The sequence below is a fragment of the Burkholderia sp. SR8 genome, assembly GCF_052851275.1.
Window position 1 is genome coordinate 110,972 of record NZ_JAULUC010000022.1, and the last position, 7,337, is coordinate 118,308.

At 68.3% G+C, this 7,337-nt stretch carries 6 protein-coding genes; 2 read left to right on the forward strand and 4 right to left on the reverse strand.

The features are described from left to right. Window positions 1-5: 5 nt before the first annotated feature. Window positions 6-1,106 (reverse strand): AraC family transcriptional regulator, encoded by a 1,101-nt coding sequence (locus tag Q3A80_RS24485; protein ID WP_446331445.1) that lies wholly within the window; start codon window positions 1,104-1,106, stop codon window positions 6-8. A gap of 130 nt (window positions 1,107-1,236) precedes the next feature. Further along, a complete protein-coding gene (locus Q3A80_RS24490) occupies window positions 1,237-1,692 on the reverse strand; it encodes a carboxymuconolactone decarboxylase family protein (RefSeq protein WP_446331446.1) in 456 nt (151 codons plus the stop codon). A 585-nt stretch (window positions 1,693-2,277) separates the two neighbouring features. Here Q3A80_RS24490 and Q3A80_RS24495 point away from each other — a divergent pair. Both Q3A80_RS24495 and Q3A80_RS24500 read left to right on the forward strand, forming a co-directional pair. After that, window positions 2,278-3,912, forward strand: a complete 1,635-nt coding sequence (locus tag Q3A80_RS24495; RefSeq protein WP_446331447.1) for an AMP-binding protein — start codon at window positions 2,278-2,280, stop codon at window positions 3,910-3,912. Beyond that, a complete protein-coding gene (locus tag Q3A80_RS24500) occupies window positions 3,912-5,063 on the forward strand; it encodes an AraC family transcriptional regulator (protein WP_446331448.1) in 1,152 nt (383 codons plus the stop codon). The genes Q3A80_RS24495 and Q3A80_RS24500 overlap by 1 nt, the downstream gene beginning before the upstream one ends. 144 nt (window positions 5,064-5,207) lie before the next feature. On the opposite strand, the gene Q3A80_RS24505 is transcribed toward Q3A80_RS24500, so the two are convergent. Beyond that, the gene (locus tag Q3A80_RS24505) at window positions 5,208-6,197 is read right to left on the reverse strand and encodes an AraC family transcriptional regulator ligand-binding domain-containing protein (protein ID WP_446331449.1); all 990 of its coding nucleotides are present in this window, start codon (window positions 6,195-6,197) and stop codon (window positions 5,208-5,210) included. After that, on the reverse strand, window positions 6,194-7,252 hold the full coding sequence (locus Q3A80_RS24510; RefSeq protein WP_446331450.1) for an NAD-dependent epimerase/dehydratase family protein: 1,059 nt from the start codon (window positions 7,250-7,252) through the stop codon (window positions 6,194-6,196). Before Q3A80_RS24510 ends, Q3A80_RS24505 begins: the two co-directional genes overlap by 4 nt. Window positions 7,253-7,337 lie beyond the last annotated feature (85 nt).

Sequence of the window (7,337 nt, forward strand, 5' to 3'; positions counted from 1 at the left end):
GCGAACTACCCGCCGCGCTTGCGCCGCACGTCGCTCGGCGTCATTCCGGTCCAGCGCTTGAACGCATGGCGGAATCCGACTGCGTCGCTGAAGCCGAGCGTCAGCGCGATGTCCTCGGTGCTGAGCGTGGTGGTGCTCAGGTAGTCGATCGCGAGCGCCTTGCGCACGCTCGTCAGCAGCTCGCTGTACGACGTGCCCTCGGCGTCGAGCTTGCGGCGCAGCGTGCGCGACGTCATGCACAGCGTGTCGGCGATCGCGTCGATGTCCGGAAACTGCCCGGGCGTACGCGTGAGTTCCTGATAGACGCGCCGCGTGATGCCGGCCTGGCTGCGCAATTCGTCGAGCAGCCGCGCGCAGTGCGACGACACCTGCGCGGCGGTGATCGGGTTCGCCAGTTGCGGCGCGCGCGCGAGCCATGCGGCCGGATAGCTGAGCACGTGATGCGGCTGATCGAACGCGATCGGGCATTCGAGCGCGTCGGCGAGCTGCGCTGCGTGCGCCGGCCGCGGCTGCGCGAACTGCGCGCGGGCCGGCACGCACCACGCGCCCATCACGTCCTTGATGATGGTCACGTGCAGCGCGAACTGCACGTCGATCAGGAAGCGGTACAGCGGCAGGTCCGGCTCGGGCAGCGCGGCTTCATGCGGATCGGGGAACAGCCATGACGCGGTGTCGCCCTGTTCGACCCAGCGGATCGCGAGCATTCCGTTCGCGAGCCGGTGATATTTGACGGCGGAATCGAACGCGTGCGCGAGCGATTCCGAGCACAGCATCGCGTAGCCGTACATCCCGTAGCTCGACGCATGCAGCCGGAGGCCGACGCGCACGCCGAGGTCGGTCGCGCCGTAGCGGCCGATCGCGTTGCGCGCGGCGGTCAGGAACTGCAGCGGCGACGTGAGCGTGAACGGGTCGGCGACGGCGTCAGGCGACAGGCCGGTGCCGTCGAGCACGGCAGCCGGGTCGAGGCCGAGCTCCCGCGCGACGTCGACGAGCACGGCCAGTTTCGCCGGCGAGAAGCGTTTCTCGCGCGACGCGTGGGCGAGCGGGACGTCCGGCAGCGGGGCGGCGCCCGCGGCCGTCGGGTTCAAGAGCGCACTGCGCGGCATGGCTGGTTCTGCGTCCGATTCGATATCGTTTACGGCACGCAATTCTGATCGGGAACGGTGCCATGCGCCACAGGGTTCACCCTGATATCCGTGCCGTCACCACCCGGCGCGGGCCGTGCCGCGGGCTGAATCAACCGGCCTGAAACACGCCGGCCTGCCATCCGAACGGCTTCGCGAGCCGGTTCCACGTGTTGATCTGCGCGACGATCAGCGTGAGCGTCGCGAGCGCGTCGCGATCGAAATGTTCGCCCATCGCGTCCACGAGCGCGTCGTCGATCGTGTTGCCGCCGATGAGCGTCAGCGCCTCGGCCCAACGCAGCGCGGCCTGCTCCTGCGGGCTGTACAGGTACAGTGCTTCGTGCCACACGGGCAGCAGGGTGTAGCGCAGCGGATCCTCGCCGGCGTGGGTGCCTTCCTTGACATGACGGTCGAGGCAGTACGCGCAGCCATTCAACTGCGACACGCGCGCACGGACCAGCTCGACGAGCCGGAAGTCGTGGCCGGTGTTGTTCGCGTATTCCTCGACGTTGAGCACGACGTCCCGCAGCCGAGCGGGGAGTTGTCCAAACGAGATGCGTTCTGGCATGGCGGATGACCCTTGAGAGAATGTGTTGTCCTGGCTTTGCGGATCGGCACGTTGCCGCGATCGGCGGCGGTTGCGAAGGTGTCCTGATCGTCTGGCACTTCGAGCGACCGGCGCATCGGGCGACGATACCGGCGGCGACCCGGCCGATGACACGAGCAGGATGCCGGCGCGCTCCGTTGTGCGGAAGCGATGGGCGGCTTGATGTGCCGGCTTGATGTACCGGCTTGATGTACCGGCTTGAGGTGCCGGGTGGCGCACGACATGTTTGCGCGGCCGCGACCCGAAGCGAAGCGATCGTATCAGGCCGGAACGACGCCAGGAACGGCCCGATTCCGTATGTTCGTCATGCCGCTCGACCGATAGTCGGATCGTGGCCGCCACGACCGCGCAGCCGCTGTCGCACCATTGCCCATACAGGCTGCATCGCCCGCGTGTCCGTTTCGATCATCTTTTCGGCCGGCCGGATCATTTCCAAAGCACCTTCGGCGGGCGATAGTCGCCGATCAGGCGACGGCCCGTGCGCATCCGATGCGCGGGCCGCCGTGCGAACGGCGCTGCCCGGCGCCGTCCCCCGAGGAGCAGGACATGACGAAGAGACACTGGATCGGCTCGTACGGCTCGATCCCCGCCGAGATCGACGCCGATCGCTTTCCTTCCGTAACCGCGCTGCTGGACGACGCGATGCGCCGTTTCGCCGGCCGTCCCGCGTTCCGCGCGTTCGGCCGCACGCTGACGTACGCCGACGTCGACCGCCAGTCGACCGCACTGGCCGCATACCTGCAGCAGGTCGTCGGCGTGCGCAAGGGCGATCGCGTGGCCGTGATGCTGCCCAACGTGCTCGCGTTCCCGGTGGTGTTCGTCGCGGTGGCGCGAATCGGCGCGATCCAGGTCAACGTGAACCCGTTCTACACCGCGCACGAGCTCGAACATCAGCTCAACGACGCGGGCGTCGAAGTGGCGGTGGTGTGCGGCGGCTCGATGGGCACGTTCGCCGACGTGGTCGGCCGCACGCGCGTGCGGACCGTGCTGAGCGTGGGCCGCGGCGATCTCGGCGTCGTCGATGCGCCGGCCGGCGCGTGCGACGCGCTGCCCCCCGGATCGATCGCGCTCGCGGATGCGCTCGCCGCCGGCGCGTCGCTCGCATTCGAACCCGTCGCGCTCGGCGGCGCCGATCTGCTGCTGCTGCAGTACACGGGCGGCACGACCGGGCTGTCGAAGGGCGCCGCGCTGTCGCACCGCAACCTGGTCGCGAACATCCAGCAGTTCGCGGCGATCGTGCCGGGCGCGCGGCAGCCGGGCGAGGAGGTCGTCGTGACGGCGATCCCGCTGTATCACATCTTCGCGCTGACGGTGAACTTCCTGTCCTACTTCGCGATCGGCGCGGAGAACTGGCTCGTCGCGAATCCGCGCGACATGGACGGCTTCATCGACGTGCTGCAGGCCGCGCGGCCGTCGGTGTTCGTCGGCGTCAACACGCTGTATGCGGGGCTCGCGAGCCACCCGCGGCTGAAGGAGGTCGACTGGTCGCGGCTGAAGCTGTCCGCCGGCGGCGGCGCGGCGGTGATCGACGTGATCTCCGCGCGCTGGAAGGCGGTGACGGGCAATTTCATCCGCGAAGGGTACGGGCTGTCGGAGACGTCGCCGGTCGTCACGTTCAACCCGCAGTCGATCGACGCGTTCACGGGCACGACGGGCCTGCCGCTGCCGTCCACCGACGTGAAGCTGCTGGACGACCAGGACCGCGAGGTGGCGATCGGCGAAGCGGGCGAGATCTGCGTGCAGGGGCCGCAGGTGATGGGCGGCTACTGGCAGAAGCCGGAAGCGAACGCGGCCGCGTTCACCGCGGACGGCTACTTCCGCACCGGCGACATCGGCGTGTTCGACGCGGCCGGCTTCCTGAAGATCGTCGACCGCAAGAAGGACATGATCATCGTGTCGGGCTTCAACGTGTACCCGAACGAGGTCGAAGCGGTCGCGACCGCGCTGCCGGGCATTGCCGAGTGCGCGTGCATCGGCGTGCCCGACGAGCGCACCGGCGAGGCCGTCAAGCTGTTCGTGGTGCTCGCGCCGGACGCGGCCGTGAGCGAAGACGCGATCGTCGCGCATTGCCGCGCAAACCTCGCCGCATACAAGGTGCCGAAGCTGATCCGCGTGGTCGAGCGCCTGCCGAAATCGACGGTCGGCAAGATCCTGCGCCGGGAACTCAGCCGCGCCGACTGATGGCGCCGCAGCGTCGCACGCGCGTCGGCGCGCGGGCCGCCGCGCCGACGGCCCGGCATCGGCCGCTCAAGTACAATGCGAGCGGTTCGATCGACGGGGACGCGATGACCGGTTCAGATTCACCTTCCGCCCGGCCCGGGCGAGCGCTGCCATCGCCGAGCGCGACGGTGCCGATCTCGCTCGTCAACGGGTTTCTCGCGAGCGCGGGCGTGCAGCGCGACGTGGTCGAGCGCTACCTGCGCGGCGCCGGCATCCCGCTCGAGCTGCTCGGCGAGCCGCATGCGCGTGTGACGGAGGAGCAGTTCTCGACGCTGTACCGCACGCTCGCGATCGATCTCGACGACGAGATGCCCGGCATCTTCTCGCGCCCGCTGCGCGGCGGCACGCTGAAGTACCTGTGCCTGAGCCTGCTCGATGCGCGCAACCTCGAAACGGCGCTGCATCGTTTCGGCCAGTTCTTCCATATCCTGCTCGACGACTTCTTCGTCGAATCGAAGCGCGATGGCCTGGTCGCGCAGGTGCTGCTGCGGCCGAACCCGGCCGTCGGCCCGATCGGCGCGCTCGGCCAGGAGCTGATGCTCAAGCTCGTGCACGGCGTGTGTTCGTGGCTGATCGGGCAGAAGATCCCGCTGCTGCAGATCGAGCTCGCGTGTCCGCGGCCGCGCCATGCGGTCGAGCACCTGTACTTCTTCACGGGCGCCGTGCAGTTCGACTGCGAACGCACGCTGATGCGTTTCAGCGCCGACTACCTCGACGCACCGATCCGGCAGAGCAAGCGCAACCTGCGCAAGTTCCTCGCGCGCGCGCCGGGCGACTGGATCTTCGAATCGTTCAGCGAACAGCTCGTGTGCCATCGCGTGCGGCAATACCTGTCGGCGGCGCTACCCGACCTGCCGGTGATCGACCAGGCCGCCGAGCATCTGCATTGCTCGGTGCGCACGCTGAGCCGGCACCTGGCCGCGGAAGGCACGACGTTCCAGGCGCTGAAGGACGAACTGCGCCGCGACATCGCGATCCAGCGCCTGACCGATACGCTCGACACGATCGCGGCGATCGGCGCCGATATCGGCTTCGACGATCCGAGCGCATTCCATCGCGCGTTCCGGCACTGGACGGGCAGCACGCCGGGGACTTACCGGCGGCGCGCATGACGCGTAACGCGTAGCGCGGCTTCGTCGACCCCGCTCCCATAACCGGCATCCTTCGCGCGATCCCATGGACGGCTCCCGTCGGGGCGAAGTCGTCGTCCGTGCAGCTGCGCTTTTCGCATCGGCTGTGCCGCATCGGCGCGACCGTCAATGCACAGCGCGTGCACGCGCGGCATCGGGCGTCATGCCGGTCCAGTCGCTGAACGCGCGGAAGAACGAGTTCGGATCCTGATAGCCGAGCAGGAACGCGATCTGGCTGTACGGCAAGTCGGAGTGGTCGAGATAGTGCCGCGCGAGCCGCTCGCGCACTTCCGCCAGGATCGCCTTGAAGCTGGTGCCTTCGTCGCCGAGGCGCCGCTGCAGCGTGCGCGTGCTGATCGCGAGCGTGCGTGCGACGTCGTCGACCGTGCCGACGCCGCCGGGAATCAGTTCCAGCAGCGCGGCGCGCACGCGTTCGACGATGCCGGCGTCGGCCGACAGCGCGTCGAGACGGCGGCGCAGGTCCGGTTCGAAGATTTGCCACATCGCGTCGTTCGCGGTGACGAACGGGCGGCGCGCATCCTGCAGCGCCACGCTGACCGACGGCGCAACGCCGTAGCGCGGCGTGACGCCGAAGAACGCCGCGTAGCCGCGATGCGGCGCGAGATCGCGCGGCAGCGTGACTGCCCGCGCGGCGACCTCGGTACGCGTGCCGATGCGCGCCAGCTTCACGAAGAAGCCGAGTTCGGCGGCGATCAATGTCGCGGGCGGCGGCACGTCGCGTTCGATGAAATCGACGGCGAGCACGAGCGCGTCGGGCTCGTGCTTCACGCGCAAGCCGCACGGACCGATCAACGGCTTGAATTCGCCGATGCGCCGGATCGCGACGTCGAAGTTCGAGCTGCACAACGCGGCGAACAGCGGCGGATCGAACGCTTCGACCGACAGGAAATCGAGCACGCGCAGCGGCAGCGCCGGGTCGCCGACCATTTCGTCGAGCGTGCGCCACAGGCGGAAATACTCGGCGGTCGTCAGCTCGCGCTTCGCGCGTGTGAAGAAATCGGCCGGCAACTGCGCGCGCAGCAGCAGCTCGTCGACGCGCACGCCGAGGTCGGCGAGCATCACCTGCAGGCCCGGCGAAATCACGAAGCGGTTCATGGCTTCAGCTGCCCGGTTTCGATCAGCTGCTGGAAGAAGTCGTTCATCGACTCGGCGAGCGGGCGATAGCGGATGCCGAGTTCGTCGCGGCTGCGGCTATTGTCGGCGCGCCACGGCAGACCGACGTTGCGCGCGATGACGCGGCGCGTCACGCTCTTGTTCGCGAGCGGGCCGACCAGCCACACGAGCCACTTCGGCAGGATGCGCCGCGGGATCGGATAGTCGGCGCCGTACCGTTCGAGCAGCGTCGCCGCCATCGCCGGCAGGCTCGTGTTGTGACCCGACACGATGTAGCGGCCGTGCGCATCCGGCAGGAATGCAGCGCGCACGTGTGCATCGGCGACCTCCCGCACATCGACGGCGCCCATGCCCAGATCCGGCACGCCCATCTTCATCGTGCCGTTTCCCATTTGACGGACGATCTCGAAGCTTTCCGACGTCGCGTGCGGATTGATGCCCGGCCCGATCACGAGCGACGGGTTGATCGTCACGAGATCCCAGCGCTGCTGCGCACCGGCGATTTTCCACGCTTCGCGTTCGGCCACCGTCTTCGAATACGAATACGGCTGGTGCGTGAGCGACGAACTGGTATTCCAGACGGCCTCTGCGAACACGCCGTTCGGCACGGCTGCGAGATCGGCGTTGTCGCCGTAGATTGCCGCGCAACTGCTGGTCAGTACGACGCGCCGCACCGACGGCGTGCGATTCACGGTCTCCAGCACGTTGCGCGTGCCGAGCAGCGCCGGATCGATCAGTTCTTTCTGAGGATCGCGAACGTTCACCGTGAACGGCGACGCGGTATGGAATACGGTGCCGCATCCCGCCATCGCTTCCGCATACGAGCCCGGTTCAAGCAGGTCGGCGCGGAAATAGCGGATCTTGCCCGGTTTGCCGGCCGCGATGCGCTGCAAATGCTTGAGCTTGTCAGCGTCGTCGGGGTTGCGCACGGCCGCGTGGACCGTCACGCCGGCCTCGAGCAAGCGCTGCACGAGCCAGCCGGCGACGTAGCCGGTGGCGCCGGTCACCGTCACCGGCAGGTCGGTATCGATGTTCATCATCCTGGGTTCCGTTGCGGAAGATGTTGAGCATGATGCCGCTTTTCCGATGCCGAGTAACTCGCAAAGCGCGCCAATCGGTATG

Excerpts from the sequence above, each read along its gene's own strand:
- Q3A80_RS24505 (WP_446331449.1), bottom strand. The coding sequence starts at position 6,197 with ATGAACCGCTTCGTGATTTCGCCGGGCCTGCAGGTGATGCTCGCCGAC.
- Q3A80_RS24500 (WP_446331448.1), top strand. The coding sequence starts at position 3,912 with ATGGCGCCGCAGCGTCGCACGCGCGTCGGCGCGCGGGCCGCCGCGCCG.
- Q3A80_RS24485 (WP_446331445.1), bottom strand. The coding sequence starts at position 1,106 with ATGCCGCGCAGTGCGCTCTTGAACCCGACGGCCGCGGGCGCCGCCCCG.
- Q3A80_RS24490 (WP_446331446.1), bottom strand. The coding sequence starts at position 1,692 with ATGCCAGAACGCATCTCGTTTGGACAACTCCCCGCTCGGCTGCGGGAC.
- Q3A80_RS24510 (WP_446331450.1), bottom strand. The coding sequence starts at position 7,252 with ATGAACATCGATACCGACCTGCCGGTGACGGTGACCGGCGCCACCGGC.
- Q3A80_RS24495 (WP_446331447.1), top strand. The coding sequence starts at position 2,278 with ATGACGAAGAGACACTGGATCGGCTCGTACGGCTCGATCCCCGCCGAG.